The 23,915-nt window shown below is 70.5% G+C and carries 21 protein-coding genes and 1 tRNA gene; 13 read left to right on the top strand and 9 right to left on the bottom strand.

All coding sequences use genetic code 11. The features are described from left to right. Positions 1-3 precede the first annotated feature (3 nt). Positions 4-1,590 carry an aromatic amino acid ammonia-lyase gene (locus FCN22_RS12525; RefSeq protein ID WP_162308198.1) on the bottom strand — a complete coding sequence of 529 codons (1,587 nt, stop codon included), beginning with the start codon at positions 1,588-1,590 and terminating at the stop codon, positions 4-6. A gap of 39 nt (positions 1,591-1,629) precedes the next feature. On the opposite strand from FCN22_RS12525, the gene FCN22_RS12520 reads away from it, so the two are divergent. From FCN22_RS12520 to FCN22_RS12505, 4 genes are read left to right on the top strand one after another with little or no spacing between them, the layout of a single operon-like run. Continuing rightward, positions 1,630-2,760, top strand: coding sequence for an ABC transporter ATP-binding protein (locus FCN22_RS12520; protein ID WP_137121894.1), 1,131 nt, complete (start codon positions 1,630-1,632; stop codon positions 2,758-2,760). Then, on the top strand, positions 2,760-3,407 hold the full coding sequence (locus tag FCN22_RS12515; RefSeq protein ID WP_137121893.1) for an ABC transporter permease: 648 nt from the start codon (positions 2,760-2,762) through the stop codon (positions 3,405-3,407). Before FCN22_RS12520 ends, FCN22_RS12515 begins: the two co-directional genes overlap by 1 nt. Further along, the gene (locus tag FCN22_RS12510; RefSeq protein ID WP_202911555.1) at positions 3,404-4,153 is read left to right on the top strand and encodes an ABC transporter permease; all 750 of its coding nucleotides are present in this window, start codon (positions 3,404-3,406) and stop codon (positions 4,151-4,153) included. The genes FCN22_RS12515 and FCN22_RS12510 overlap by 4 nt, the downstream gene beginning before the upstream one ends. 40 nt (positions 4,154-4,193) lie before the next feature. Further along, positions 4,194-5,120 (top strand): ABC transporter substrate-binding protein, encoded by a 927-nt coding sequence (locus FCN22_RS12505; protein ID WP_137121892.1) that lies wholly within the window; start codon positions 4,194-4,196, stop codon positions 5,118-5,120. A 52-nt stretch (positions 5,121-5,172) separates the two neighbouring features. Here the strand turns inward: FCN22_RS12505 and FCN22_RS12500 are convergent, their stop codons facing one another. Continuing rightward, positions 5,173-6,177 carry a LacI family DNA-binding transcriptional regulator gene (locus FCN22_RS12500; RefSeq protein WP_137121891.1) on the bottom strand — a complete coding sequence of 335 codons (1,005 nt, stop codon included), beginning with the start codon at positions 6,175-6,177 and terminating at the stop codon, positions 5,173-5,175. 128 nt (positions 6,178-6,305) lie between these two features. On the opposite strand from FCN22_RS12500, the gene FCN22_RS12495 reads away from it, so the two are divergent. From FCN22_RS12495 to FCN22_RS12475, 5 genes are all read left to right on the top strand, one after another. After that, the gene (locus tag FCN22_RS12495) at positions 6,306-7,265 is read left to right on the top strand and encodes an amidohydrolase family protein (protein WP_137121890.1); all 960 of its coding nucleotides are present in this window, start codon (positions 6,306-6,308) and stop codon (positions 7,263-7,265) included. Next, entirely contained in the window at positions 7,262-7,846 is a 585-nt protein-coding gene (locus FCN22_RS12490) for a cysteine dioxygenase (RefSeq protein WP_238384706.1), read from the top strand. The genes FCN22_RS12495 and FCN22_RS12490 overlap by 4 nt, the downstream gene beginning before the upstream one ends. A 64-nt stretch (positions 7,847-7,910) precedes the next feature. After that, positions 7,911-8,624 (top strand): TetR/AcrR family transcriptional regulator, encoded by a 714-nt coding sequence (locus FCN22_RS12485; RefSeq protein WP_162308197.1) that lies wholly within the window; start codon positions 7,911-7,913, stop codon positions 8,622-8,624. Beyond that, complete coding sequence (locus FCN22_RS12480) at positions 8,618-10,348, top strand: ABC transporter ATP-binding protein (protein WP_137121888.1); 1,731 nt, start codon at positions 8,618-8,620, stop codon at positions 10,346-10,348. The genes FCN22_RS12485 and FCN22_RS12480 overlap by 7 nt, the downstream gene beginning before the upstream one ends. Then, the gene (locus FCN22_RS12475; protein ID WP_137121887.1) at positions 10,345-12,501 is read left to right on the top strand and encodes an ABC transporter ATP-binding protein; all 2,157 of its coding nucleotides are present in this window, start codon (positions 10,345-10,347) and stop codon (positions 12,499-12,501) included. The genes FCN22_RS12480 and FCN22_RS12475 overlap by 4 nt, the downstream gene beginning before the upstream one ends. A 1,497-nt stretch (positions 12,502-13,998) precedes the next feature. On the opposite strand, the gene FCN22_RS12470 is transcribed toward FCN22_RS12475, so the two are convergent. The 5 genes from FCN22_RS12470 to FCN22_RS12450 form a co-directional block, all read right to left on the bottom strand. Next, complete coding sequence (locus tag FCN22_RS12470) at positions 13,999-14,823, bottom strand: hypothetical protein (protein WP_137121886.1); 825 nt, start codon at positions 14,821-14,823, stop codon at positions 13,999-14,001. Continuing rightward, positions 14,823-15,095 carry a hypothetical protein gene (locus FCN22_RS12465; protein WP_137121885.1) on the bottom strand — a complete coding sequence of 91 codons (273 nt, stop codon included), beginning with the start codon at positions 15,093-15,095 and terminating at the stop codon, positions 14,823-14,825. Before FCN22_RS12465 ends, FCN22_RS12470 begins: the two co-directional genes overlap by 1 nt. Positions 15,096-15,281: 186 nt before the next feature. Then, positions 15,282-16,127, bottom strand: coding sequence for a class I SAM-dependent methyltransferase (locus FCN22_RS12460; RefSeq protein WP_137121884.1), 846 nt, complete (start codon positions 16,125-16,127; stop codon positions 15,282-15,284). A gap of 3 nt (positions 16,128-16,130) precedes the next feature. Then, complete coding sequence (locus FCN22_RS12455) at positions 16,131-16,967, bottom strand: amidohydrolase family protein (RefSeq protein WP_137121883.1); 837 nt, start codon at positions 16,965-16,967, stop codon at positions 16,131-16,133. A gap of 114 nt (positions 16,968-17,081) precedes the next feature. Beyond that, positions 17,082-19,358 carry a (Fe-S)-binding protein gene (locus tag FCN22_RS12450; protein ID WP_137121882.1) on the bottom strand — a complete coding sequence of 759 codons (2,277 nt, stop codon included), beginning with the start codon at positions 19,356-19,358 and terminating at the stop codon, positions 17,082-17,084. A gap of 226 nt (positions 19,359-19,584) precedes the next feature. Between FCN22_RS12450 and cysK the strand changes: the two genes are divergently transcribed. Both cysK and epsC read left to right on the top strand, forming a co-directional pair. Then, positions 19,585-20,511 (top strand): cysteine synthase A, encoded by a 927-nt coding sequence (cysK, locus tag FCN22_RS12445; protein ID WP_137121881.1) that lies wholly within the window; start codon positions 19,585-19,587, stop codon positions 20,509-20,511. A gap of 13 nt (positions 20,512-20,524) precedes the next feature. Then, positions 20,525-21,151 carry a serine O-acetyltransferase EpsC gene (gene epsC / locus FCN22_RS12440; RefSeq protein ID WP_137121880.1) on the top strand — a complete coding sequence of 209 codons (627 nt, stop codon included), beginning with the start codon at positions 20,525-20,527 and terminating at the stop codon, positions 21,149-21,151. A 69-nt stretch (positions 21,152-21,220) separates the two neighbouring features. On the opposite strand, the gene FCN22_RS12435 is transcribed toward epsC, so the two are convergent. Together FCN22_RS12435 and FCN22_RS12430 are read right to left on the bottom strand one after the other, a co-directional pair. Continuing rightward, positions 21,221-21,532 carry a hypothetical protein gene (locus FCN22_RS12435; RefSeq protein ID WP_137121879.1) on the bottom strand — a complete coding sequence of 104 codons (312 nt, stop codon included), beginning with the start codon at positions 21,530-21,532 and terminating at the stop codon, positions 21,221-21,223. A 107-nt stretch (positions 21,533-21,639) separates the two neighbouring features. Continuing rightward, positions 21,640-22,470 carry a sigma-70 family RNA polymerase sigma factor gene (locus FCN22_RS12430; protein ID WP_137121878.1) on the bottom strand — a complete coding sequence of 277 codons (831 nt, stop codon included), beginning with the start codon at positions 22,468-22,470 and terminating at the stop codon, positions 21,640-21,642. A 165-nt stretch (positions 22,471-22,635) separates the two neighbouring features. Between FCN22_RS12430 and FCN22_RS12425 the strand changes: the two genes are divergently transcribed. Both FCN22_RS12425 and FCN22_RS12420 read left to right on the top strand, forming a co-directional pair. Continuing rightward, positions 22,636-23,385, top strand: a complete 750-nt coding sequence (locus FCN22_RS12425; protein ID WP_137121877.1) for a GAF and ANTAR domain-containing protein — start codon at positions 22,636-22,638, stop codon at positions 23,383-23,385. Between the two features lie 220 nt (positions 23,386-23,605). Beyond that, positions 23,606-23,692: transfer RNA gene (locus FCN22_RS12420), tRNA-Ser, on the top strand. Positions 23,693-23,915 lie beyond the last annotated feature (223 nt).

Here is a 23,915-nt window from a genome sequence, read left to right as displayed (position 1 = left end):
CGGTCAGGAGGGCGGCGTGGCCAGGCGGGGGAGGAGGGCCTGTGCGAGCTCCAGATCCGGCGCCAGGTCGCGGTCCTCGAGGCCGGCGGGCAGGTCGTCGCACAGCCGGAGGGTCTGGCCGAGCCGGTCTCGGAGGACGACGCCGCGCAGCCGCAGCGCGCGGACGGCGGCGACGAGTTCGGTGGCCAGCAGCTCGGCATACGCCTCCAGGACGCCACCCTCACCGCCGAACCGGGCCGTGGCGACCGGTGCCATCCCGGCCAGGTCCTCGACGCCGAGCGACCCCGCGGCGGTGAGCACACCGGCCGGGGAGCCTGCCGCGGCACGGATCCGGCCGAGGGCCGCCCCCGCGACGTACTCGGTGATCAGCAGCCCCGAGGCACCCGGCTCGGTCCCGGCGAGGAAGCGCGGCAGCTCGTCGACCTCCCCGGACAGCAGGTGCGCGAGGCGGGAACGGACGGCCTCCGCGGACCGGGTCAGCGCGAGCAGCGCCCCGTCGACCGCGAGCGTCAGGTAGGTGGCGTGGAAGCCGCCCTGGTGGCTCGCGGTCCCGTCGATGAACAGCGGGTTCTCCGAGGGGGCGCCGGTCATCGCCTCCACGACCTGCCGCAGCCGCACCAGCTCGTCCAGCAGCGGGCCGTGCGACTGCGGCCAGGTGCGCAGGCCGAAGAAGTCCTGGATCTGCTGGGGCTCGTCGAGGTCGGAGCCGACGAGTCCGCGCACCGTCTCGGCGGTGCGCGCGGCACCCGGGAACGGGGTCGCCCGCGCGACCGCGGGCCCGATCGCCTCGGGGTTGCCCCGCAGCGCGACGAAGGACAGGGCCGAGACCGTCAGGGCCGCCGCGGACAGCTGGTCCAGCGCCAGCCACCCGCGCCCGGCCTCGGCGACCCCGAAGGCGTTGCTGGACATGAGCGGGAGTGCCTCGTGCCGGGTCAGCGTGAGCGTATGCCGGGTGCTCCCGTCGGCGCGAGGACGTTCCCCGAGCAGCGTGAGGCCCACCTCGGCGAGCGCCGTCAGGTCGCCGGTGCCCAGGCCACCGTGGCGGTGCACGAGGGGAAGGTCGCCGTCCGGGCCGGAGGCCAGCTCGGCCAGTGCCGTCGCAAGCTCCGGCGAGGCGCCGGCGCCTCCTGCGAGCAGCTGGTTGGCGCGGATGGCCAGGGCGCACCGGACGGTGGCCGGCTCGTAGAGGGGGCCTGTGCCGGCGGCGTGCGAGCGCAGCAGCCGCACCGCCGGATCCGTCCCGCCCGGAGCGCCACCCGGACCAGTGGGAGCACCGGTCGCCTCCGTCCGGCCACCCGGAGGCTGGACGGACTGGTCGGTGGAGGCCTCGGTGGGCGGACGTCCATACGCCTCCTGCGTCGCGGCGTCCCGGTTGGCGCCCACCCCGGTGGAGCGCCCGTAGAGCGGCCTCTCGGAGGCGAGTCGCACCGCCAGCTCGTAACTCTCCCGGGCACGTGCGAGGCCGGCCGCGGTCGGTGAGACCCCGCAGCCGCCCGCGATGCCGGGCAGGTCGGCCAGGCGGAGCGGTGCGCCGTCGAGGTCGACTCGTGGCCGTCCCGCGACGTCATCGCCGGTATTGGTGTCTGTCACTCGATGATTGTGTCGGCCATCTCGGTTAGGTTGAAGCACATGATCCGCTTTGACGGCGTCTCGAAGCAGTACCCGGACGGCACCAAGGCTGTCGACGAACTGACCCTGGAGGCACCGACCGGTCAGATCACCGTCCTTGTCGGTCCGTCCGGCTGCGGCAAGACGACCTCGCTGCGGATGATCAACCGGATGATCGAGCCGACCGGTGGTCGCATCCTCATCGACGACCGTGACACGGCCAGCATGAACGCCGCCGAGCTGCGGCGCGGTATCGGCTACGTCATCCAGCACGCGGGACTGTTCCCCCACCGCACCATCCTCGACAACGTCACCACCGTGCCCAAGCTGCTCGGCTGGGACAAGAAGCAGGCGCGCGACCGGGCCCGCGAGCTGCTCGACCGGGTGGGCCTCTCCAGCGAGCTCGTCGACCGCTACCCCGGCCAGCTGTCGGGCGGACAGCAGCAGCGCGTGGGTGTCGCCCGGGCGCTGGCGGCCGATCCTCCGGTGATGCTGATGGACGAGCCGTTCAGCGCGGTCGACCCGATCGTGCGGCACCAGCTCCAGGACGAGTTCCTGCGGCTGCAGGACGAGCTCGGCAAGACCATCGTCTTCGTCACCCACGACATCGACGAGGCGATCAAGCTTGGCGACCAGGTGGCGGTGCTGCGGGTCGGCGGACACCTGGCGCAGCTCGCCGCCCCCGCGGACCTGCTGGCCCGGCCGGTCGACGACTTCGTGGCCGACTTCGTCGGACGTGACCGCGGCTACCGCGCACTGGGGTTCGCGCGCTCCGGCGAGATCCCGGTGCACGCCGAGGAGACGGTCCGGCTGGGCTCGGCGGTGAGCGTTGACGGCGGTTCGGCCGACCGGTGGGTCCTCGCCGTCGACAGCGACGGGAGGCCAGCCGGTTGGGTGGACCGTGCTTCCAGCGACGACACCGGGCCGGCGGAGGGGAGCCGACTGCACCGAGGGGGCACCACGGCCAAGCAGGACGGCACGTTGCGCGAGGCGCTCGACGCCGCGCTGTCGTCACCCTCGAGTCGCGGCGTGATCGTGGACGCGGACGGCCGTCTCCTCGGCACCGTCACGGCGCAGGAGGTGCTCGACCTCATCGAAGCCCGGCGCAGCGACGCCCGCAGCGGCGCCGGGGCGGGCAGCGGGACCGGCTGATGCTCTCCTACATCTCCGACAACGCCAGCACGCTGCTGCGCTGGACCGGCTGGCACGTGGTCCTGTCGCTGGCGCCGCTCTTCATCGGGCTGGCGCTCGCGCTGCCGATCGGGTGGCTGGCCAACCGCTACCGGCTCGTCTACGCACCGCTCGTGGCCGTGACGGGCTTGCTCTACACCATCCCGTCGCTGGCCCTGTTCGTCTTCATGCCGCTGATCCTCGGCACCCAGATCCTCAGCCCGGTCAACATCATCATCGCCCTGTCGCTCTACACCCTCGCGCTGCTCGTCCGCACGGTCGCGGACGGCCTCGCCTCGGTCCCCGACGACGTCACCCAGGCCGCGACCGCGATGGGCTACAAGGGGCTCGGCCGGCTGATCCGGGTCGAGCTGCCCATCGCGGTGCCGGTCATCGCCGCCGGCGTCCGGGTCGCCACCGTCTCCAACGTCAGCCTCGTGTCGGTGGCCGCGATCATCGGCGTGCCGCAGCTGGGACAGCTGTTCACGTCGGGCTTCCAGCTGCAGTACTACACCCCCATCGGCCTGGGGATCATCGGGTGTGTCATCCTCGCGCTCGTCTTCGACGCGATCATCCTCGGCGTGACCAAGGTCCTGACGCCCTGGCGCCGGCAGGAGGCAACGCCGTGATCAACCAGATCATCGACTGGCTGACCGACCCGGCCCACTGGAGCGGCACCGAGGGGATCCTGCACCGGCTGGTCCAGCACCTCGAGTACTCCGCGATCTCGCTGGTCATCGCCGCCCTCATCGCGCTGCCGCTGGGCATGTACATCGGGCACACCGGCAAGGGCACCTTCCTCATCGCCGGCATCGCCAACTCGTTCCGCGCTCTGCCGAGCCTCGGCCTGCTGACCCTGATCGTCCTGGTGATGTCGGGCAGCCTCCCGTTCAGCATCGCCTACCTGCTGCCCACCGTGATCGTGCTGGTCCTGCTCGCCATTCCGCCGATCCTCACCAACACCTACGCCGGCATCCAGAACGTCGACGCCGAGGCCCGCGACGCCGCCTACGGCATGGGTATGACGGGTGGACAGGTGCTCACCCAGGTCGAGACTCCCTGCGCCCTACCGCTGATCATCTCCGGCATCCGCAGCGCGGCACTGCAGATCATCGCCACCGCGACCGTGGCGGCCTACGTCTCCCTCGGCGGCCTGGGCCGGTTCGTGATCGACGGCCTCGCCCAGCAGGACTTCCCCCAGATGGCGGCAGGCGCGGTGCTGGTGGCCGTGCTGGCGCTGCTCGTGGACCTGGTCCTGATCGCGGTGCAGCGATTTGTCGTTTCCCGCGGACTGACCGGCCGCTACGCTCGGACCACAGCAAGCTCCGACGTGATCGAGGCCGAGTCCGTGAACACGCTCTCCACGGCACGCTGACCCCCCGCACCTGATCAACTGAACCGACAGGAGAAGCACCATGAACCGCTCGAGGACGCTCGTCACGTTGGTCTCGGTGGTGGGATTGCTGGGTGTGGCCGCCTGCGGCAGCGACAATGGCTCGTCGCCCCTCGGCAACGCGGCCACCGGCAAGACGGCGGCCTCCGACACGATCGTCGTCGGCTCGGCCAACTTCCCCGAGAACGTGCTGCTGATGAACATCTACGCCGAGGCGCTCAAGGCCAAGGGGGTCAAGGTCGAGACCAAGCCCAACATCGGCAGCCGCGAGACCTACATCCCCGGCCTCAAGGACGGATCGATCGACCTGATCCCGGAGTACACCGGAGTCCTGCTGCAGTACTTCGACAAGAAGGCCACTGCGGTCTCACCCGATGACGTGTATGCCGCGTTGCAGAAGGCGCTGCCGGCAAACCTCATCGTCCTGGACAAGTCCGCGGCGCAGGACAAGGACGCGGTGGTGGTCACCAAGCAGACCGCGCAGAAGTACAACCTGAAGTCGATCGGTGACCTCAAGCCAGTGGCCGGCAAGCTGAACCTCGGTGGCCCGCCGGAGTGGAAGACCCGCGAGACGGGTGTGCCGGGTCTGAAGAAGAAGTACGGCCTCAACTTCAAGTCGTTCGTCTCGCTCGACACCGCCGGGCCGCTGACCATCCAGGCGCTGAAGTCGGGCCGGGTCGATGCTGCCGACGTCTTCACCACCGACCCCTCCATCGCGCAGAACGGCTGGGTCATCCTGCAGGACCCAAAGAACCTCTTCGCCGCCCAGAACGTCGTGCCGCTGATCAACAAGGCCAAGGCCGGTGACACCGTCAAGGCGGCGCTCAACGCCGTGTCGCAGAAGCTGGACACGGCACAGCTCGGCGAGCTGGTGAAGGAGGTCGTGTCGGACAAGAAGAACCCCAACACGGTCGCGAAGGACTGGCTGTCGTCCAAGGGCCTGACCTGAGGAGCGACGCGACGTCAGCTCTCACCAGCAGTTCTTGAGGGTCGCGCGCCGGTCAGCGCGGCGGCGGGCCCACCGACGCGCGCGGCTGCGGCGTCGGAGGGAGTACCTTGCGCCTGCTGTGCTTGCCGGCGATGGCCTTGGTCGTGACCTTGACGACCGTGGCGACGAGCTCGGCCATCGGCCAGCGGTAGGTGGACAACGGTGGGCTGAGCAGCCGCGAGACGGGACGGTCGTCGTAGCCGATCACGGACAGGTCGTCCGGGATCGTGCGCCCGAGCTCGGCCGCCGCCGCATAGACCCCGTAGGCGATCGAGTCGGACAGGCACAGGAAGGCAGTCGGGGGGTCCTCGCTCGCCAGGACCTCCTGCACGACCTGGCTCGCCGCCTCGAGGTCGTGGGGCGTCGTGAGGAAGTCGGCGTAGACCCCCAGCGTGGGCGCCAGCTTGCGCACCACGGCCTCGGCCGGGCGATCCGGTGTCTCGACGCCGCCGGGCGTGAGCAGCGCGACGCGGGTGTGCCCGGCGTCCGCCAGCCGGGTGAGGCCGTCGGTGACGCCCGCCGTGTTGTCGAAGACCACCTCAGCGGCCGTCGCCGCGCCCGGCAATCCGTCGCCGACCGCCACGATCGGCACGTCGCGGGCCGCCTCGACCCAGTGCGGTGACCGCGGGTCGAGCGGGAGGGTGATGATCGCGTCCACGTGCTGGTCGACCAGGCGCTTGGTCATGGTCACCTCGGTGAGCGGGTCGTTCACGGCGTCGACGATCGCCGACGTGAGCCCCGCCTCGAGCAACGCCCGGCCGAGGGCCGCCGCGACCGACTGCTGCCAGTTGTCCTCGAGCGAACCGCAGAGCACGCCCACGGTGTCGGTGCGGCCGGAGGCGAGGGCCCGGGCGATCGGATCGGCCTCGTAGCCCAGCCGGTCGGCCGCCTCGCGCACGCGGACCTGGGTCTCCTCCGGCACCTGGATGCCGCGCAGCGCGTAGGAGACCGCCGCGACCGACAACCCCGTCTCGTCGGCGATGTCGCGCAGGGTCAGTCGCTTGCGTCGGCCGGCCATGGCCCAACGCTAGTCGTCCCTTGGCCCGATGCCGCGAGAGTGGTTGACAGACTCGCGTTTAACCGCTTCACTGAAAGGGTTCAGTGAAGCGGTTAAACCATTCATACGTGGTGAGGAGGCGCCCGGTCATGAGCCCGTATGACGTGCCTCGAGGCAGCATCGACGTGCACCAGCACCTGTGGCCCGAGCCTCTGGTCGAGGCCCTCCGCCGTCGGGAGCGGCCCCCTCGCCTGGTCGGTTGGACGCTGCACCTGGACGGTGAGCCGCCGTTCGAGGTGGATCCGGCGGCCCACGAACCGGCCAAGCGAGCCGCAGGTGAGCCCGACGACCGCGCCGTCGCCGCCCTCTCGCTGTCCGCGCCGCTGGGCATCGAGGGGCTGTCGGCCGCCGAGGCGACACCGTTGCTCGACGCCTGGCACGAGGGGGCCCGCGCCCTGCCGCCGCCGTTCGCCGCCTGGGCCTCGGTCCACACGACCGAGCCCGATCTCGCCGGCCTCGCAGGGCTGCTCGCCGAGGGGTTCGTCGGACTCCAGGTCCCGGCGACCGCGCTGGCCACTCCATGTGACCTGGAGCGGCTGGCCACGGTGCTCGAGGTCTGCGTGCGCGCCGACCGCCCTGTGCTCGTCCACCCCGGACCGGTCGCCGGCGCTGCGGGCGGTTCTGCCGCCACGGGGGCGACGCCGGGCGCCGAGCTGCCGGGCTGGTGGCCGGCACTCGTGAGCTATCCCGCACAGTTGCAAGCCAGCTGGTGGGCGTGGCACGTCGCGGGCCGGTCGTTGCTGCCCGGTCTGCGGATCTGCTTCGCCGCGGGGGCGGGCCTCGCCCCGGTCCACCACGAGCGCCTGCAGGCGCGGGGAGGCTCCCTCGGCCCGATCGACCCCGGCGTCTTCGCGGACACCTCGTCCTACGGGCCGCAGGCCCTCGACGCCCTTGCCCGCGTCCTCGGCATCGACGCGCTGGTGCTCGGCAGCGACCGGCCCTATGCCGAGCCGATCACCCCGTCGCAGCTGCGCATGGGCGCGGCGGCGAGCCACGCCATACACGTTGACAATCCTCGACGACTCCTCGAAGGAGGGAGACGACCATGACCATGACCGTTCCCGAGACCAGTGCCACCCGGACGGGGGTGGCCGCTCGGCACGCCGTCGCGCTGACGGAGGTCCCTGCGGGCACCACGCTCGACCGGCTGCCCGGCCGGGACCTCGACCAGCACGAGCTGCTCGAGCTCGCCACCGCCATCGCCCGCGATCCGGCGCAGTGGGCGCAGCACGTGGCGTTCAGCGACGAGCACCGGCACTACGTCTCGCTGCACCGCGACGCCCACGTCGACGTCTGGGTGTTGTGCTGGACTCCACGCAACGACACCGGCTGGCACGACCACGACACCTCCTCGGGGGCGGTCGCGGTGACCCAGGGAGCCGTCACCGAGCACAACCTGGCCATCGGTGTGCCCAGCCTGGAGACCGAGGTCCCCGCCGGGCGGGCCTACTCCTTCGGGCCGGACCACATCCACCGGATGGTCGGCCGTGATGCGGGTTCGGTGTCGATCCACGCCTACTCGCCGCCCCTGTGGCGGATGGGGCAGTACGCCATGTCCGTCGAAGGGGTGCTCCGCCGCACCTCCGTCTCCTACGCGGACGAGCTGCGCCCCCTGGACGACATGGCCTGACCCCACGCGGGGTCGGTGGAAATTGAGTTGGTGAGTGAGCGCTCACTCACTTATGCTGCAAGACGTGACTGCTGCCATCCCCGCCACGCCGGGGCCCGGCGCCCCGCCTCCCCACCCGGGCCGGCGATCTGCCCGATCCGGGCGGTCGGGACGCGCTACGCCGCTGCCGCGCGACGAGCGGCGGGCGCTGCTCATCGAAGCGACGCTGGGGCTGCTCCTCGAGCACGGGCGCGACGTGACGACCCGGCAGATCGCCGAGGCCGCCGGCGTGGCCGAGGGGACGATCTTCCGGGTGTTCGACTCCAAGGACGAGCTGGTCGACGAGGCGATCCGGGCCGCCTTCGCTCCCGGCAAGCTGGTCGACGGACTGATGGCGGTCGACCCCGACCAGGACCTCCGGGACCGGCTGACCGACATCGTGCGAGTGGTGCAGAACCGCTTCCTCGACGTCTTTGCCCTGATGGCGGCCGTGGGCATGATCGAGCCACCCCGGGCGCGGGACAACTGCGAGGAGGGCGGAGCCGATCCGTGGCGGGACCAGGCCCACGCCCGCATGCTTGCCCTGATCGAGCCCGACCGTGGATTGCTGCGCGTGGAGCCCGCCGAGCTGATCCATCTGATGCGGCTGCTCACGTTCTCGGGTAGTCATGCCCAGATCGCCGACCACCACCTGCTGACCCCGGCGCAGATCGTCGACGTGCTGCTGGACGGCACGCTCGCCACCCACCCACCCGGCATACCCGCTGTTGCCACCACCTCGGGAGACCTCACGTGCTGATCCGACTCCTGCGTTCGCAACTGGGTCGCTACCGGGCCTGGCTGCTCGCCGTCGTGGCGCTCCAGCTGGTCGGGACGATCGCCTCGCTCTACCTGCCCAGCCTCAACGCCGACATCATCGACAAGGGTGTCGCGGTGGGGGACACGGGATACATCCTGCACACCGGCATCTGGATGCTGGCCGTCAGCTTGGTGCAGATCATCTGCTCGGTCGTGGCGGTCTACTTCGGCGCCAAGACCGCCATGAGCTTCGGGCGCGACGTGCGGACCTCCCTGTTCTCGCGGGTGGGCAGCTTTTCGGCCCGGGAGGTCAACCAGTTCGGCGCGCCGTCGCTGATCACGAGGAACACCAACGACGTCCAGCAGGTCCAGATGCTGGTGCTGATGAGCTGCACGATGATGGTGGCGGCGCCGATCATGTGCGTCGGCGGCATCATCATGGCCCTGCGCCAGGACGTGGGGCTGTCCTGGCTGATGCTCGTGGCCGTGCCCGTCCTGGTCATCTCGATCGGCTTGATCATCCGGCGCATGGTGCCCGGCTTCAAGCTGATGCAGAAGAAGATCGACGCGGTCAACCGGATCATGCGCGAGCAGATCACCGGTATCCGCGTGGTCCGGGCTTTCGTTCGGGAGCCCCATGAGACCCAGCGCTTCGGCGAGGCCAACTCCGACCTGACCGCCACCGCGGTCGGCGTCGGGCGGCTGATGGTGCTCATCTTCCCGACCGTCATGCTGATCCTCAACGCGTCGAGTGTGGCCGTGCTCTGGTTTGGTGGGCACCGGGTCGACAGCGGCGCCATGGAGGTCGGGTCGCTCACCGCGTTCCTCACCTACCTCATGCAGATCCTCATGTCGGTGATGATGGCGACCTTCATGGCGATCATGATCCCGCGCGCGTCGGTGTGCGCGGAGCGGATCGGCGAGGTGCTGCAGACCCACTCGTCCGTCCTGCCGCCGGCGCAGCCGGTGCGAGCCGTCGCCAGCGGCCTGGTGGAGCTCGACCACGCCGGGTTCACCTACCCCGGTGCGGACCAACCCGTGTTGCAGGACATCTCCTTGCGCGCGGTTCCCGGCCGCACGACGGCCATCATCGGGAGCACCGGTGCCGGCAAGACCACCCTGCTCGGGCTGCTGGCCCGGCTCATCGACACCACGGCCGGGACGGTGCGCATCGACGGCGTAGACGTGCGTGACCTCGATCCGGAGCTGCTGTGGCACCGCATCGGGCTCGTCCCCCAGCGGCCCTACCTGTTCACCGGCACCGTCGCCAGCAACCTGCGCTACGGCAACCCCGACGCCACCGACGAGCAGCTGTGGCAGGCGCTCGAGGTCGCGCAGGCGCGTGACTTCGTCGAGGCGATGTCGGACGGGCTCGAGACCCCGATCGCGCAAGGGGGCACCAACGTCTCGGGTGGCCAGCGGCAGCGCCTGTGCATCGCGCGGGCCCTCGTCGCCGAGCCCGAGGTCTACCTTTTCGACGACTCCTTCTCCGCGCTCGACCTGGCGACCGATGCCCGGCTGCGCGCGGCCCTGCGGCCGCACACGCGGGAGGCCACGGTCGTCATCGTGGCCCAGCGGGTGTCCACCATCACCGACGCGGACCAGATCCTCGTGCTCGAGGACGGCCGGCTCGTGGGGGTGGGGCGGCACGAGCAGTTGCTCGAGACCTGCCCGACCTACGTGGAGATCGTCGAGTCCCAGCTCGCCGTGGAGGAGGTGGCATGACCGACCAGCACGGGCAGCGGCCCGAGGAGCCACCCGCCCCCGACACCGAGCCCGCCCAGCCCGGTGGGCCGGAGGGCCAGGCCGCCGTTCCGCCGCGGCTCAACAAGCCGCAGTCGCGCGGTCCCCAGTTCGGCAGCATGGGCATGCCGGCCGAGAAGTCGATGAACTTCGGCCCCTCGGCCAAGCGCCTGATCCGACAGCTGCGGCCGGAGCGGGCACGCGTGATCGCCGTCCTGGTCCTCGCGGTGGTCAGTGTCGGGCTGAGTGTGCTCGGTCCCAAGATCCTCGGCCGCGCCACCGATGTCATCTTCGCCGGGTTCATCGGCAGCCGGATCCCGCAGGGGATCACGGTCGACCAGGCCATCGCAGCCGCACGGGCCCAGGGCGAGAGCAACTTCGCCGACATGCTCGCGAGCATGCGGGCCAACTCGGACGTCACCCTCGCCCCGGGCCTCGGCATCGACTTCGCCGCACTCGGTCGGGTGCTGCTCCTCGTCGTCGCCCTGTATGTCGGTGCCTCGCTGCTCATGTGGATCCAGGGCTACCTGCTCAACGACGCGGTGCAGCGGACCGTGATGCGGTTGCGCCGCCAGGTGGAGGAGAAGGTCAACACCCTGCCGCTCGGCTACTTCGACAACCAGCCGCGTGGCGAGCTGCTGAGCCGGGTCACCAACGACATCGACAACATCCAGCAGTCGCTGCAGCAGACGATGAGCCAGTTGCTCACGTCGTTGCTCACCGTGATCGGTGTCCTGGTGATGATGTTCGTCGTCTCACCGCTGCTCGCCATCATCGCGCTGGTGATGATCCCCGTCTCGATCATCGTGACCCAGCAGATCGCCAAGCGTTCGCAGAAGCTGTTCGTCCGGCAGTGGACCCACACCGGTGAGCTCAACGGCCAGATCGAGGAGGCCTTCACCGGGCACGAGCTGGTCAAGGTCTTCGGTCGTTCCAAGGAGGTCGAGGCCTCCTTCGCGAAGAAGAACGAGGAGCTCTTCCAGGCCAGCTTCGGGGCTCAGTTCGTCAGCGGCATCATCATGCCCGCGATGATGTTCATCGGAAACCTCAGCTACGTCATCGTGGCGGTGGTCGGCGGGCTGCGGGTCGCCTCAGGCTCGATGAGCCTCGGCGACGTGCAGGCGTTCATCCAGTACTCCCGCCAGTTCACCCAGCCGCTGACCCAGGTCGCCTCGATGGCCAACCTGCTGCAGTCCGGGGTGGCCTCGGCCGAGCGGGTCTTCGACCTGCTCGACGCGCACGAGCAGGTGCCCGAGCGGACCGGGACGTCGCTCCCCGCCGATCGGCACGGGCGGGTGGAGTTCGAGCACGTGTCGTTCCGCTACCAACCCGACAAGCCGCTCATCGACGACCTGTCCCTGGTCGCGGACCCGGGCCACACGGTCGCCATCGTGGGGCCGACCGGCGCGGGCAAGACCACCCTGGTCAACCTGGTCATGCGGTTCTACGAGCTCGACTCCGGACGGATCACCCTGGACGGCGTCGACATCACCGACCTGACCCGGCACGACCTGCGCGGCCAGATCGGCATGGTCCTGCAGGACACCTGGCTCTTCGGCGGCACGATCCGCGACAACATCGCCTACGGCAACCTCGAGGCCACCGAGGCACAGATCCTCGAGGCGGCGGAGGCGACGTACGTCGACCGGTTCGTGCGGACGCTGCCCGACGGCTACGACACGGTGATCGACGAGGAGGGAAGCAACGTCAGCGCGGGTGAGAAGCAGCTGCTCACCATCGCGCGGGCCTTCCTGGCCGATCCGTCCCTGCTGATCCTGGACGAGGCGACCAGCTCGGTCGACACCCGCACCGAGGTGCTCGTGCAGCGCGCCATGAATGCGCTGCGCACCGACCGGACGAGCTTCGTGATCGCGCACCGCCTGTCGACGATCCGCGACGCGGACCTCATCCTCGTGATGGAGTCCGGCCAGATCGTCGAGCAGGGCAGCCACGAGCAGCTGTTGGAGCAGCGAGGTGCCTACTACCGTCTCTACTCGGCTCAGTTCAGCGGCGCGGCAACCGATCTGGACGCCGAGTCCGAGCTGGAGCTCGAGTCGGTCGGGGCCGGCGTGCCCGGAGCCGGCGGGACGGAGCAGCTGGCCGAGCCGGAGGTGGGCCCGGCCGGCGAGGGCTGACCAGTCACCCGGCCAACGGCATACTCACGGATCCGGCCGCCGGCGTGGAAGAACCTCTCCTCGCCACGGCGCCACGCCACGAGCGACGGGTCGGTCGAGGCCTCGGTGTCGCGCGCAGTCTCCGCATAGAGCGTGCGGTCGTGCGCGGCGATCGGGTCGTGCACCTCGCCGGACACGTCCCGGTGCACCGTCACCCAGGTGGCCCGGTCGGGATTGGCCTGGCCCTCGAGCCGGGGCACGATGTCCTGCTCGTGCTCCAGCGAGAGGACGCGCACGGAGGGTGGAATCGCGAACCGGGCGATGGGTGCGCCGCTGGTCACGACGCGGGTGACGTGGAAGCGGCGGCGGAAGGAGGGGGAGGCGGCGAGTGCCGCGGCGACGATGCCGCCCTGACTGTGCCCGCTGAGCAGGACCGGCTGACCGGCAGGCACGCCCGCCTCCGCCATCGCCGACTCGAGGGCCCGGCGCACCGAGCGCATCGCCGTGGTCGTGTCACCACCCATCAGGTGCAGGTCCCCGGTGAGGTCGAACGGGTTGGTGCCGGCGTGTGGGCTCCACTCCTGGGTGCCCGGGATCTGCGCGATCCACGCCGAGCTGCCGTCCGGCTGTGGGACCTGCACGATGCGGACCCGTGAGTGGGCCCGGTGATCGGTGAGCCCGGCGTCCTGACTGAACAGGTCGGCCAGGTCTCGGGGTGGATGGCTCCCGGGCATCGGATCGACGCGACCCACCTCGCGCGGCGCGTGGTCGTCGAAGGCACCGAACAGTGCACCGCCCGCGATCATCACGGCCACCGCGTCCTCGTAGGAGGTCGGCGGCCAGGGCGCACCCGTCGCTGACGCCGCGCTCCTGACGCCCCACACCGCCCACGGCCCGGCGCCCTCGACGAGGCCCTGCATGAGCTCCGGTGCTGAACCGGCGACCACGTCGGTGATCCACGGGGCCTCGAACAGGCTTGCGCGCCAGAGGTCGTCGGCGTCCTGCGCGAGATCGTCTGCCGCCGCCGACACGCCGGAGCGGAGCAGCAGCCCCTCGAGTGCGTCCTGCGCGGGGTCCGGAAGTGCGTCGTGAAGCCGGTCGCCGAGAACGAGCGCCCCGCCGCCCAGCAGCACCTCCGGCGCCACCGACCCGATCGCGAGCCCGACCCCCCGGACCAGCTCGCCCTGCACCTCGTCGAGGGCCCGGTCGACGGCCGCGTCGACCGCTTCATAGGCCGCTGCGGCCGCCCGCACCGAACGGGCCGTGACCTCGACCCGCAGCGCGATCGCCAGCAGGCCGCCGGGCGCCCCTCCGACGAGGCCGAGCGTGGCGATCGCACGCAGTCCGGTGCGCGGGCTCCACACCACCGATGCCAAGAGTCCCGGGTCCGTCGCCAGGCGTATGCCGGCCAGGCCACCGGTGCGCAGGAGGTCACCGACCCGGTCCAGGTGATCGGCTGCGCGTCGCAGGTCGGCCAGCCCGGCGGTCACCCCGGCTCGGCCGCCACGGACCTCGAGGTCACCCACCGCCGCCCCCACGGCGTCCGCCCAGCTGTGCCGTGAGCCCGGCGAGGACGCGGGCCCGGATCGCGGAGCGACTGACCGGGACGTGGACCACCTCGGTGCCCCGCGCCCAGACCCAGACCCACCCCTCCTCGCTCAGCAACCACGAGGCGAAGGCACACCCCGGCTCCGCCACGTCGCTCACCCGAACGTCCAGCGTCCCGCGCAGGCCGCGGGCCAGGGAGTTGAGGACGCCGAGGGGTTGGCCCTCGCCGAGCTCTGCCGCAGCCGCTTCCCGCAGACCGGTCGCGTCGCAGCGAGCGGCGTCGACCAGCGCGAAGGCACGGGCAACCGGAAGTCGCACGGCCGACCGACCGGAGACCTCGTGGTCGGGTGGGACCAGACCCATGACCGCCTCGACCAGGCGGTCCACGCCCAGCCCGGACAGTCGCAGCCCGGGCAGCGCGCGCAGCGAGGTTCCACCGTCGACCGAGAGCAGCTCGCGCCGCAGGCCCACGACCTCTGCCTCGGCGACGGCGAAGACCCCGAGGAGTCCCCGCCTGCCGGCGCAGGTGCGCAGCTCCAGCGCCGTGGTGGCCTGCGCCACCGTCTCCAGCAGACCCACCGTCACCGCGTCCGCGCCCGGCGGCACCGCCCGCTCCGGCCCGTCGGGCTGGGGTCGACCGTGTGCCGTCCCGTGAATCGGCAACGGACGCACCCAGGCCGGGAGGCCGGGCGCCGGCATCGCCTGCCACCAGCGTCGCCACTCGGACTCGCTGATCAACCGGTGGCGCGGCCGCGCGAGCGGTGCAGCTCCCGGCGCCGCCGTGGCCTGTGTCATCAGCCCACCGCCAGGTGCCGCAGCACCATGAGGTGCTCGTCGACGGATCGCGCGTGGGCCTCGAGCAACCCTGCTGCCTGCTCCAGGTCCTCAACGCAGTTTCGGGTCACCCGCACTTCGTCGGCAAGCACCGCCCGGAACGCGTGTGCGGCGGTCGAGTCCCACTGCACGTGCCCCGCCGCGGACAACGACGTGGCATCCGCCCGCAACGACTCGGCCAACCGCAACGCGTGGCGACGCACCTGTCGAACGTCTTCCTGATCTCCCCACATGACGGCAACGTAGGCCGGGCCGGCAGCCCTCGGGAGGGCCCTCGTGGCCGGTGTGGACGCCGCGACGATCGCGAGCTCGGTTGTGGAGTGTGACCCGTCAGAGGAACGCCCGTGAGGTGGCCATCGCCGGTGCAGCGGCCCGGAGGCCGGCCGGAGGGGGAGGTGGCGAGGTCCGGGCAGCGACGTTCAGCCGATGGCGTGCGACGCGCGCTTGCGACCGAGCAGATGGAAGACCCGGCTCATCCCGCGGTAGGGGTCGCGGCGGCTGGCCTCCAACTCGACGACGGCGATGGCGCGCGCCTCCTCGGCGTCCGCGGCGTCCAGGGCCATCCAGTCGGCGAACAGCCACACGCCATACCAGACCAGTGGTTCGACCTGGTGGGAGCGCAGCCGTTGCGACAGCTCCTCCACCGTGTCGGCTCGCGTGTCGACACCGAGGACCCCGCGCTCACCGGACGCCTCGAACGCCGACAAGGCATCCGACCAACGGCGTTCGAGGGCGGGGCGGATGGCCAGCGTCCGCGCGTTGAGGGCCATCACGGACAGCAGGCCCTCCGCGGCCACGCAGTCGCACAACGCAGCGACCAGCGGGCCGGGATCCTCGACATACATCATCACTCCGTGGCACAGCACGGCGTCGAACCGCCGACCGCCCGTCGCCTCGACGGCGTCCTCACCGCGCGCCTGCACCAGCCGGACCCGGCCACGCACCATCGCAGGCTCTCGCGCCAGGCGCTCCCTCGCCTTGGCCAGCATGGCCGGGGACGGGTCGAGCAGGGTGACGTCGTAACCCTCCCGCGCCAGCGGGACGGACTGGTTGCCGGCACCGCCGCCCACGTCCAGCACGGAGGCCGGGGGCGGGGGAAGCTGTTCGGTCAACTGGTGGTGCAGCACGAAGGTGCGGACCCGCCCCTTCACGGACGGATAGGCCTGGTCCACAAAGGTATCGGCGAGGGACGACCATGCGTCGCCACTGCCCGGCTCGTCCCGGCCACGGGTGCTGTCCCGCGGGTCGTCCCCGGCGCCCGACACGGGTCAGGACTCGAACGCTTCGGCGACCTGCCCGCGGTGGTGTGCCTCGTCATACGCGTAGACCGAGCGTCCCTCGATCCACACCCTCTCGGCGCGCGAGAAGACGTCGAGCGGATCGCCCGACCAGACCACGAGGTCCGCATCCTTGCCCTTCTCGATCGAACCGACCCGGTCGTCGAGGCCGAGCATCCGCGCGGGGTTGATCGTGATGGTGCGTAGCGCCTCGTCCCGGTCGAGCCCCTCCTTGACGGCGAGCGACACCTGGTGGACGAGGAAGTCGATCGAGACGACGGGGTGGTCGGTGGTGATCGCGATGGTGACGCCGGCGTCGTGCAGCTTGCCGGGGTTGGCGAGCGAGCGGCGCCGCACCTCCACCTTGGACCGTGACGTGAACAGGGGCCCGATGACCACCGGGATGTCGCGTTCGGCGAGGTAGCTCGTGATGAGGTGGGCCTCGGTGCCGTGGTTGACGACCAGCCGGTAGCCGAACTCCTCGGACAACCGCACCGCGGTGGCGATGTCGTCGGCTCGGTGGCAGTGCTGGCACCAGGGCAGCTCGCCCGACAGGACCTTCGCCAAGACCTCACGGGTGGGGTCGAAGTCCTCGGTGGAGCCCTTCTTCGCGCGCTTGCGGGCATAGTCCTGGGCGCTGGTGAACGCGTCGCGGATGACGGCCGCCACGCCGAGCCGGGTGGAGGGCAGCACCTTCTTGTCGCCGTAGACCCGTTTGGGGTTCTCGCCGAGCGCGCTCTTGACGCTGCACGGCGAGCGGAACGCCATCTCGTCGACGACCCTGCCCCAGCACTTGACCGCCCCGAGATCTCCGAGCGTCTGCGTCATGCCTGCCACCCTAACGACGCGCCGGTATGCCGTGTGCTCACCAGCGCCGCGCCCCTCGACGAGCCGATCCCGCCGGTGAGAGCCGTGGCCTACCCCCCGTCCGACGGTCTCGCCTCACTCCCTGGCGTCCGCCGACACCGTGTCGCCGCCGCGGCGCACCGCGGCGAGCAGCATGTTGGCCACGTCGACGACCTCGACGTCCTCATAGGCCCCGCCGGTCTGCTTCTCGGTCAGGCCGTCGGACATCATGACCCGGCAGAAGGGGCAGCCGATCGCGATCCGCTCGGCCCCCGTGTCGAGGGCCTCCTGGGTGCGGTTGTTGTTGATCCGGGTGCCCAGCTTCTCCTCCATCCACATGCGGGCGCCGCCGGCGCCGCAGCAGAACGACTTCTCGCGGCTGCGCTCCATCTCGCGCATCACCACGCCGGGGAGGGCGCCGATCAGCTCCCGGGGAGGCGAGTAGACCCCGTTGTGGCGGCCGAGGTAGCACGGGTCGTGGTAGGTGACGATCGACCCGGTCGAGGCGGCGCCGGAGGTGTCGGCCTCGGAGGGCCGGTTGATCGGCACGAGCTTCTTCTCGCGCACCAACCGGTTGAGCAGTTGGGTGTGGTGGACCACCTCGTACCTGCCGCCCACCTGCGGGTACTCGTTCTTGATGGTGTTGAAGCAGTGGGCGCAGGTCACCACGATCTTGGTGGCGCCGACCTCGTTCAGGGTCTCGACGTTCTGCTGCGCCAGCATCTGGAAGAGGAACTCGTTGCCGGCGCGTCGGGCCGGGTCGCCGGTGCAGGTCTCGCCGTCACCCAGCACGGCGAACGAGACGCCCGCCGTGTGCAGCAGCTCGGCGACCGCCCGGGTGGTCTTCTTGGCCCGGTCCTCGTAGGCGCCCGCGCACCCGACCCAGAACAGGTAGTCCACCTCGTCGAGGTTCTCGACATCGGATCCCGCGACCTTGACCTCGAAGGGCAGGTCCTTGGCCCAGTCGAGCCGCGCCCGGGCGGACATGCCCCACGGGTTCTGCTTGTTCTCGAGGTTCTTGAACAGACCGCCCAGCTCGCTCGGGAAGGCGGACTCGATCAGCACCTGGTAGCGGCGCATGTCGACGATCGCGTCGACGTGCTCGATGTCGACGGGGCACTGCTCCACGCAGGCGCCGCAGGTGGTGCACGACCACAACACGTCGGGGTCGATGACCGCTCCGGACGTGCCCTCTCCGAGAGGGTTGTAGGCACCCAGCGGCGCCGACACGTCATACCCCGTCTCGCCCACCAGCGGCAGCTGGGACAGCGTGGCGAGCGCATCCCCGTCCTTGGTCAGCTGGCTGCGGGTCTCCTCGGTCGCCTGCAGCCACGGTGCCTTGGCGTGGGCGTTGTCGCGCAGGGCCATGACGAGCAGCTTGGGCGACAGCGGCTTCTCGGTGTTCCAGGCCGGGCACTGGCTCTGGCAGCGGCCGCACTCGGTGCAGGTGGTGAAGTCCAGCAGCCCCTTCCAGGTGAAGTCCTCGACCTTGCCCACCCCGAGGGCTGCGTCCTCGTCCAGTTCCTCGATGTTCTCGAAGTCGACCGGCTCACCGGCGACCTTGATCGGCTGGAGCTCGGCCAGCGAGGTCCGCCCGTCGGCGTGCCGCTTGAGGAAGATGTTGAAGAAGGCCAGGAAACGGTGCCACGCCACCCCCATGGTCGGGGTCCTCGCGATGGTGATCATCCAGACCATCGAGATCACGATCTTGATCGTCGCGATGACGACGATGGTCGCCTCGACCGCGCCGACGCTCAGCCCGCCGAAGGCCCTGCCGATGAAGAAGGTCAGGGGGAAGTGCAGCGCGCTGGCGAAGCCCTCGCCGCCCGCGTGCGCGAGCGCGTACTCCAACCCGCGCAGCAGCAGGATGCAGATGACGACGCCGAGGATGACCAGCTCCACGAAGTAGGCCTGCCAGAACGTCGATCCGAAGAAGCGGGAGCTCTGCCCGAGCTTGCGAGGGTGCTTGACCTGGCGGATCGTCATCAGCACGAGGATGCCGATCAGGGACAGCCAGGCGATGACCTCGGTCGCCCACTCGAGGGCGAGGAAGTGCCCGAGCAGCGGCAGCGCGAAGTGTGGGTCGAACAACTGCCCGTATGCCGTCACGAGGGTGAAGATCAACAGGCCGAACGACACCATGACGAACCAGTGCGCCGCCGCGACCAGCGGCAGCCGCGCCATCCGGGTGTGCCCGAGGAACTCCCGCACCAGGGTCACGGCGCGGGTCCCCGCATCGTCGGTGCGTCCCGGCTCGGGCTGGCCCACGCGGAAGACCGCCACGAACTGCGCGATCGTCTGGACGAAGAGCGCTACTGCGACGACGGTGATGCCCAGTCCGATGACGAGGGCGACGATCTGCAGGGCTGACATGGGCCGGAGTCTACGGATCGACCACGCTGCAGTCGCCCCCCGGAGTCCCTGTGTGAGCAGCGTCGCGCCCTCGGCGGCTCCCGCAGTGGCGCCGTCGACGATGAGCGCCGCGGACGGCATACGAGCTCGTGGAGGCAGTTTCATAACATGGACTTGGAATAGACATAACGGGACGAAGGTTGCCGTGAGCAGCCCTTTCCGACACGACTCACGAGGCGGTTCGTACATGCCCATCCACGACGACATCACCAGCACGGTCGGCAACACACCGCTGGTCCGGCTCAACCGGATCACCGACGGCGCCGGAGCGACGGTGCTGGCCAAGCTCGAGTCCTTCAACCCCGCCGGCAGCGTCAAGGACCGCATCGGCGTCTCGATCGTGGACGCGGCCGAGGCCGCCGGCGAGCTGAAGGAGGGCGGCACGATCGTCGAGGCGACCAGTGGCAACACCGGCATCGCGCTCGCGCTGGTGGGGGCGGCCCGTGGTTACACCGTGGTGCTGACCATGCCGGACACGATGAGCCAGGAGCGCCGCGGCCTGCTCAAGGCGTACGGCGCGGAGCTGGTCCTCACGCCCGGCTCGGAGGGTATGTCGGGTGCCCTCGCCAAGGCCGAGGAGGTGGCCAAGGAGCGCGGTGGGGTGCTGGCGCGACAGTTTGCGAACCCGGCCAACGTGAAGATCCACCGGGAGACGACCGCCGAGGAGATCTGGAGCGACACCGACGGCGACGTCGACGTGCTGGTCGCCGGGATCGGCACGGGCGGCACCATCACCGGGGTCGGGCAGGTGCTCAAGGAGCGCAAGCCCGAGGTCAAGGTCATTGCCGTGGAGCCGGCCGAGTCGGCCATCCTGTCGGGCAAGCCCGCCGGGCCGCACAAGATCCAGGGCCTCGGCGCCAACTTCGTCCCGGAGATCCTCGACCGCAACGTCTACGACGAGGTGCTTCCGGTCGACGTGGAGGCCTCGGTGCGGTATGCCCGTCGCGCGGCCGCCGAGGAGGGCCTGTTCGTCGGGATCTCCTCGGGCGCGGCGCTCGCGGCGGCCACCCAGGTCGCGGCCCGACCGGAGAACGCGGGCAAGACGGTCGTCGTCGTCCTGCCGGACTTCGGCGAGCGCTACCTGTCCACCATCCTGTTCGCCGACCAGGGCTGACCGGTTGCCGACGATGCTGCGCGTTCCTGCCCCGCTCGCTCGCCGTTCCCGCCTCGGCGGGCTCGGGCGGGCCGTGCGTGGGCTGCGGGAGGACATCGACGCCGCGGTCGAGCGCGACCCCGCGGTGGAGTCGCCGCTCGAGATGACACTCGCGTCCTCCGGCCTGCACGCGGTGTGGGCCCACCGGGTGGCGCACCGCATCTGGCAGCTGCCGGGTGGCCGGCTCCCCGCTCGGCTGCTGTCCCAGCTCACCCGGGCGGTCACCGGTGTGGAGATCCACCCGGCGGCGAGGATCGGCAAGCGGTTCTTCATCGACCACGGGATGGGTGTCGTGATCGGGGAGACCGCCGAGATCGGTGACGACGTGATGATGTACCACGGGGTCACGCTGGGCGGCCGCTCCATGCGGCGGGTCAAGCGGCATCCCACGGTCGGTGACCGGGTGACGCTCGGGGCCGGAGCCCGGGTGCTCGGTCCCGTGGAGATCGGTGACGACGCGCAGATCGGGGCGAACGCGGTCGTGGTCCGGGACGTCCCCGCGGGGGCGGTGGCGACCGGCATACCGGCGCGGGTGCGGTTCCCCGATCCCGGGCAGGATCCCTACGAGCTGATGTTCCGGGATCCCGCCATCTGGATCTGAGGCCGCCCCGAGAAGTTGCTGGGTGAGGGCGTCATGGATGACGCCCTCACCCAGCAACGGTGGGTCGAGTCAGGGCAGCCTGTCGCCGCCTGGCCCGTAGCCGCTCGTGTCGCCGTGCAGCCGTCCGTCGGTGCCGCGGTGGGCCCCGGCTGGCAGGTCCTCGCCGCCGACGCGTGACTTGACCGCGTCGAACGCCGAGCCGGCCGCGGCCGGTGCCTTGTCCTTCACCTTGCTGCTCATGTCGGTGACGGTGGTGTGCACCCGTGGGTTGTGCCACACCTTGCTCGTGCCGCTCTTGATCTGTTCGTAGCGGCCCCGGCCGGCCTTCGCGCCGAGCACGTAGCCCGCGCCGAAGCCGATCAGCAGAGAGACCTTTCCCATGGCTTGTTCCTTCCTGTGCGGAGGATCTTGCTTCCACCCTCACCCTGCCATGATGCGGCGCGTCAAGCACTCCGAGGCATCCGGCTGCCGCCCCGCCGGTCAGCTCGTCAGCTCGCGCGGGCCGGGCTGGTCAGGTCCGCGCGCAGCTTGGTGAGGATCGTGGACAACAGCCGGGACACCTGCATCTGGCTGATCCCCAGCTCGTGACCGATCTGCTCCTGCGTGTAGCCGCCGACGAAGCGCAGGTAGACGATCCTGCGTTCGCGGACGTCGAGGTGTTTCATCGCCGGCCGCAACGACTCCCGCATGTCGATCAGGTCGAAGGCGTCGTCGTCGGCCGGGAGGCGGTCCGCCAGCGAACGGGTGGCGCTGTGGGTGGACGGGGCATCCAGCGAGATGGTGGCCGACAGGTGCTGGGCGAGGTGGGCCTGGTCGACCGCGTCGGCGCCGACGTGAAGGGCCTCGGCGAGTTCCTTGCGGCTCGGTTCCCGTGCCAGCACCTGGCCGAGTTCCTCCTCGCACGACCGCATCTCGCGTTGCAACTCCTGCAGGCGACGGGGCGGGCGCACCCCCCAGGCATGGTCGCGGAAGTGGCGCTTGATCTCGCCCGCGATGGTGGGGGTGGCGTAGGCGCTGAAGCTCGACCCCCGCCCCGGCCGGTAGCCGATCACGGCCTTGCACAGCGCGAGCCGGCCCACCTGGACCAGGTCCTCCCACTCCAGGCCTCGGCCTCGGTAGCGAGAGGCGATCGACTCGACGAGCCCCAGGTTGAGCACCGCGATCCGGTCGCGCAATCGCTGTATGACGTCTGGGTCCGTCTCCGACTGGAGCCGCTGGAGCAGGTCCTCGGCCTCCGACCCTGCGGGATCGGGGTGGGTCAGGACGAGCCGGGAGATCGTCGGGCCGGTACGGGTCTGGGAAGCAGCACACCTCTGCATGGCGAGTCCTGAGGACAGGGAATGGCCGACGCTGCTGGACCGTGGTTCTTTCTGATGAAACCACTGCGCGGGTCCTCTGACAAGCCTTCGTGTGCCGCGTCGATCGCGTAACGTGAGGTGGTGCCGCCAGCCGTTGGCGTCGCGACCACCGGAGGTGATGCGTGGATGCCCGTCGATGACGGTGAGGGGGCGCACAGCTCGTCGGAGGCCCACGACGACCGGAACGGTGTCACCAGGACGCTTCGGGAGCTCGCGCGGATCTTCCACGCCCGGGAGCACATCGACGAGGTGTTGCGCAGCCTCGTGCAGGCGGCGGTGCTGGACGTGCCGGCCGCCGACTACGCAGGGATCACGATGATCTCGCCGCGGGCGATCAGCACACCTGTGGCGACCGGCCCCATGGCCGAGAAGCTCGACGCGATCCAGTACGCCACGGGCGAGGGGCCGTGCCAGTCGCTTGCTCCCGACCAGCAGATCGTGAAGGTCGACGACCTGTCGCAGGACACGAGGTGGCCGGAGTTCTCGGCTCTCGCGGGGGAGCTGGGCGTCCGGTCGATCCTGTCGATCAAGCTCTTCGTCGAGGGAGACAGCACCGGCTCCCTCAACCTCTACTCGGGGCGTGCGGCCGCCTTCGACGAGGAGGCGGAGAGTGTGGGACTGCTGCTGGCGTCGCACGCAGCAGTGGCCATGGTGGGGGCACGGACCGAGGCGGAGCTTCGCGCGGCCCTGACGACGAGGGACATCATCGGACAGGCCAAGGGCGTTCTGATGGAGCGCTACAGGATCGACGGCGACGACGCCTTCGCGCTGCTTGTGAAGGGTTCACAGGCCACGCAGCGCAAACTGCGCGAGGTCGCGGAGATGGTGGCCCTCACCGGAGAGGACCCGGACCCCCGGCAACATCGTCGGCGCTGAGGTGCGGCAAGCGTTTCAGTTCGGCGTCATCGGGGCACTCAACGCAATACGGGTCCTGGGCACCCGGGAGTTCATCGACCCGAGCCCCGGCTGCTTCAACCCAGAGGCGCCGGGGCGCCCCGGGCCGGCGGGCAGTGGGTCGCGCCCGTGCGGGTGGCCGCTGCGGTGGGGGTGCCGATACGGTGGCCTCTGCTCACCGGTCTCGTCCTTCCGGTGGCCAGGAGGGCTCGCATAGTGGCCTAGTGCGGCGGTCTTGAAAACCGCTAGGCGGGCAACCGTCTCGTGGGTTCGAATCCCACGCCCTCCGCTTCATGACCTGCAGAAAAGGCCCCTGACCTGCACAGATGAAGTGTCAGCGGCGGGTGTCATCCGGGGCTGCCGAAGCGGCACGATTGCCTACGGGGCCCTGACCTGCTTGTTCCCGTGGAGGGTTCCTGTTGCGGGAGGACCGGATGTCGACGGCGCTCGAAGATTGGACAGTTTCGGCGGTGAAAAGTGAACACTCGACCATTGGAGTGTGATCACTTTGG

The sequence above is a fragment of the Segeticoccus rhizosphaerae genome (assembly GCF_005222685.1).
GTDB lineage: Bacteria > Actinomycetota > Actinomycetes > Actinomycetales > Dermatophilaceae > Segeticoccus > Segeticoccus rhizosphaerae.
This window is presented reverse-complemented; position numbering and strand designations above follow the sequence as displayed.

Coding starts and splice junctions, on each gene's coding strand:
- epsC (WP_137121880.1), top strand. CDS start 20,525: ATGCTGCGCGTTCCTGCCCCGCTCGCTCGCCGTTCCCGCCTCGGCGGG.
- FCN22_RS12455 (WP_137121883.1), bottom strand. CDS start 16,967: ATGACGCAGACGCTCGGAGATCTCGGGGCGGTCAAGTGCTGGGGCAGG.
- FCN22_RS12520 (WP_137121894.1), top strand. CDS start 1,630: ATGATCCGCTTTGACGGCGTCTCGAAGCAGTACCCGGACGGCACCAAG.
- FCN22_RS12425 (WP_137121877.1), top strand. CDS start 22,636: ATGCCCGTCGATGACGGTGAGGGGGCGCACAGCTCGTCGGAGGCCCAC.
- FCN22_RS12430 (WP_137121878.1), bottom strand. CDS start 22,470: ATGCAGAGGTGTGCTGCTTCCCAGACCCGTACCGGCCCGACGATCTCC.
- cysK (WP_137121881.1), top strand. CDS start 19,585: ATGCCCATCCACGACGACATCACCAGCACGGTCGGCAACACACCGCTG.
- FCN22_RS12475 (WP_137121887.1), top strand. CDS start 10,345: ATGACCGACCAGCACGGGCAGCGGCCCGAGGAGCCACCCGCCCCCGAC.
- FCN22_RS12500 (WP_137121891.1), bottom strand. CDS start 6,177: ATGGCCGGCCGACGCAAGCGACTGACCCTGCGCGACATCGCCGACGAG.
- FCN22_RS12465 (WP_137121885.1), bottom strand. CDS start 15,095: ATGTGGGGAGATCAGGAAGACGTTCGACAGGTGCGTCGCCACGCGTTG.
- FCN22_RS12490 (WP_238384706.1), top strand. CDS start 7,262: ATGACCATGACCGTTCCCGAGACCAGTGCCACCCGGACGGGGGTGGCC.
- FCN22_RS12495 (WP_137121890.1), top strand. CDS start 6,306: ATGAGCCCGTATGACGTGCCTCGAGGCAGCATCGACGTGCACCAGCAC.
- FCN22_RS12450 (WP_137121882.1), bottom strand. CDS start 19,358: ATGTCAGCCCTGCAGATCGTCGCCCTCGTCATCGGACTGGGCATCACC.
- FCN22_RS12505 (WP_137121892.1), top strand. CDS start 4,194: ATGAACCGCTCGAGGACGCTCGTCACGTTGGTCTCGGTGGTGGGATTG.
- FCN22_RS12470 (WP_137121886.1), bottom strand. CDS start 14,823: ATGACACAGGCCACGGCGGCGCCGGGAGCTGCACCGCTCGCGCGGCCG.
- FCN22_RS12435 (WP_137121879.1), bottom strand. CDS start 21,532: ATGGGAAAGGTCTCTCTGCTGATCGGCTTCGGCGCGGGCTACGTGCTC.
- FCN22_RS12515 (WP_137121893.1), top strand. CDS start 2,760: ATGCTCTCCTACATCTCCGACAACGCCAGCACGCTGCTGCGCTGGACC.